Below are 2,523 nucleotides of genomic sequence, written 5' to 3'. Positions count from 1 at the left end.
GGGGCGTCGACGGCGTCGTCGGCGAGTCCTACGCCGAGATCTTCCGCGACAACTGTAAGTCGCTCGGCATCCCCGCGGTCACCGCAGACCACGAGACCGTGGTGGAACTACAGGAGTGGATCGAGGCGAACCCCGACGGGCACATCGACATCGACGTGGAGCACGAGACGGTCACCTACGGGGACACCGTCATCGACGTCGACGTCGACGACGCGATGCGCGAGGCCCTCGTGGAGGGGATCTGGGACACGACCGCGCTGATGTACTCGAACCGGAGCAAGGTCGACGAGACGGTCGCCGACCTGCCGTACGTCGAAGGGGACGACTGAGTCGGATGACCGACGAGATAGTCGTCATCGAGGGCGACGGCATCGGCCGCGAGGTCGTGCCGGCCGCCGTCGACGTGCTGGAGTCGCTCGACGTCGACTTCGAGTTCGTCGCCGCGGAGGCCGGCGACGCCACGAGGGACGCGACCGGCGAGGCGCTCCCCGACGAGACGTACGACCTGGTCGCCGACGCGGACGCGACGCTGTTCGGCGCGGCGGGCGAGACGGCCGCCGACGTGATCCTCCCGCTGCGCGAGGCGGTGGACTCGTTCGTCAACGTCCGGCCCGCGAAGGCGTTCCCGAGCGTCGACGCGCTGCGGCCGGAGACGGACGTGGTGTTCCTCCGCGAGAACACCGAGGGCGTCTACTCGGGCCACGAGGACCGGCTCAGCGAGGGCCTCTCGACGCTGACGCGCGTCGTCACCTCGTCGGCCTCGCGCGAGCTGGCCGAGTACGCCTGCGACTTCGTCGAGGAGGGCCGCGGGCCCGCCGGGAACCCGGACGAGGGGTTCACGATCGCCCACAAGGCGAACGTGATGCGCGAGACCGACGGCCGGTTCCGCGACGAGGTCGCGGCGGTCGCCGACGAGCGCGGCGTCGACGCGGACGAGGAGCTGATGGACGCGTTCGCGACGAAGCTCCCGCTCGACCCCGGCCAGTACGGCGTCGTCGTCTGCCCGAACCTCGCGGGCGACGTGCTCTCCGACCTGGCGGCCGGGCTCGTCGGCGGCCTCGGCCTGCTCCCGTCGGCGAACGTCGGCCACGACAACGGCCTGTTCGAGCCGGTCCACGGCACCGCGCCGGACATCGCCGGCGAGGGGGTCGCGAACCCGACCGCGGCCGTCCTCTCGGCGGCCATGCTGCTCGAGTACCTCGGTCACGTCGACGAGGGGCAGCGGGTCCGCGACGCGGTCGAGGGCGTCCTCTCCGACGGGCCGCGCACCGGCGACCTCGGCGGCTCGGCGACGACCGACGAGGTCACCGCGGCGATCGTCGACCGACTGTAGGGCGCGTCTCGACGCCGTGTGCGACCCCGAGGCGGTCAGTTTTCTCCCACGGCCAAACCACAAGACAAGAAACCCTGCGTCCCCTCCGACCGCGTATGAGCAACTACGAAGTCGCGATGGAAGCCGCCTGGTTGGTCCGTGACGTCGAGGAGACCGACGACGCCATCGGCGTCGCGGTCAGCGAAGCCGGCAAGCGACTCAACGAGACGGACAAGCAGTACGTCGAGGTCGAGCCCGGCGTCACCGGCTGTCCGGCCTGCGGCGAGCCGTTCGACGCCGCGTTCCTCGCGGCGAACACGGCCCTCGTGGGGCTCCTCTTGGAGATCGACGTGTTCAACGCCGACAGCGAGGAGCACGCCGAGCGGATCGCGAAGAGCGAGGTCGGCGGCGCGCTCCGCGACGTCCCCCTCGAAGTGATCGACGTCTTCGAGACCGACGCCGACGAGGACGAGGAGCCGGAGCGGTAACCCGGCCGCGACGCGACGAGCCGCGGGGACGACCCGCGCACGGTCCGCGGCCTGCGAGCCCGAACGGTGCCGAAAGCTTTTCTAATAACCTCGGGTAATTAGGCGGTATGGAACTGCCGACGCCACAGGACCTCCGCGAGCGACGGACCGCGCTGGACCTGACCCAGAGCGAGCTCGCCGACGCCGCCGACGTCTCCCAGCCGCTGATCGCGCGGATCGAGGGCGGCGACGTCGACCCGCGGCTCTCGACGCTGCGCCGCATCGTCAACGCCCTCCAGCAGGCGGAGGGCGAGGTCGTGCGCGCGACCGACCTGATGAACGAGACCGTGATCAGCGTCGCGCCCGACGACGCCGTCAGCGGGGCCGTGGAGCTGATGGAGGCGGAGGCGTACTCGCAGCTCCCCGTCCTCCAGAACGGCGTGCCCGTCGGCTCGATCAGCCAGGGCGACGTCGTCCACGCCGGCGAGAACGTCGGCGATCACCCGGTCAGCGAGGTGATGAGCGAGTCGTTCCCGACGGTCGCGCCGTCGGCGACCGTCGACGAGGTCCGCAACCTCCTCGACCACTACAAGGCCGTGATGGTCACCGACGGCGGCGAGACGGTCGGGATCATCACCGAGGCCGACATCGCGGCGCAGCTGTCCTGACCGGGCCGCGGACCGTCGCTCACTCCTCTCTCCGCTCCGAGAGCCGCTCCCAGATCTCCGTACAGCCTGCGCCGTC

3 protein-coding genes and 1 pseudogene are annotated in these 2,523 nt (G+C 70.9%); all 4 read left to right on the top strand.

Features of this window, described 5'->3' with window-relative positions; translation table 11 throughout:
• Positions 1-329: pseudogene (locus tag Q0116_RS09865) on the top strand (3-isopropylmalate dehydratase small subunit); the annotation flags it as partial.
• Positions 330-334: 5 nt separating this feature from the next.
• Positions 335-1,333, top strand: coding sequence for an isocitrate/isopropylmalate family dehydrogenase (locus tag Q0116_RS09860; protein ID WP_297887489.1), 999 nt, complete (start codon positions 335-337; stop codon positions 1,331-1,333).
• A 95-nt stretch (positions 1,334-1,428) separates the two neighbouring features.
• Positions 1,429-1,800, top strand: a complete 372-nt coding sequence (locus Q0116_RS09855; RefSeq protein ID WP_006113355.1) for a DUF555 domain-containing protein — start codon at positions 1,429-1,431, stop codon at positions 1,798-1,800.
• A gap of 107 nt (positions 1,801-1,907) precedes the next feature.
• Positions 1,908-2,447 carry a CBS domain-containing protein gene (locus tag Q0116_RS09850; protein WP_297887479.1) on the top strand — a complete coding sequence of 180 codons (540 nt, stop codon included), beginning with the start codon at positions 1,908-1,910 and terminating at the stop codon, positions 2,445-2,447.
• Positions 2,448-2,523: the final 76 nt, after the last annotated feature.

It is taken from the genome of uncultured Halorubrum sp. (assembly GCF_937146585.1).
Classification (GTDB): domain Archaea; phylum Halobacteriota; class Halobacteria; order Halobacteriales; family Haloferacaceae; genus Halorubrum; species Halorubrum miltondacostae.
This window is presented reverse-complemented; position numbering and strand designations above follow the sequence as displayed.

Bases quoted from the DNA above. Each gene is read 5' to 3' on its own strand.
- Q0116_RS09860 (WP_297887489.1), top strand. From the start codon at position 335: ATGACCGACGAGATAGTCGTCATCGAGGGCGACGGCATCGGCCGCGAG.
- Q0116_RS09855 (WP_006113355.1), top strand. From the start codon at position 1,429: ATGAGCAACTACGAAGTCGCGATGGAAGCCGCCTGGTTGGTCCGTGAC.
- Q0116_RS09850 (WP_297887479.1), top strand. From the start codon at position 1,908: ATGGAACTGCCGACGCCACAGGACCTCCGCGAGCGACGGACCGCGCTG.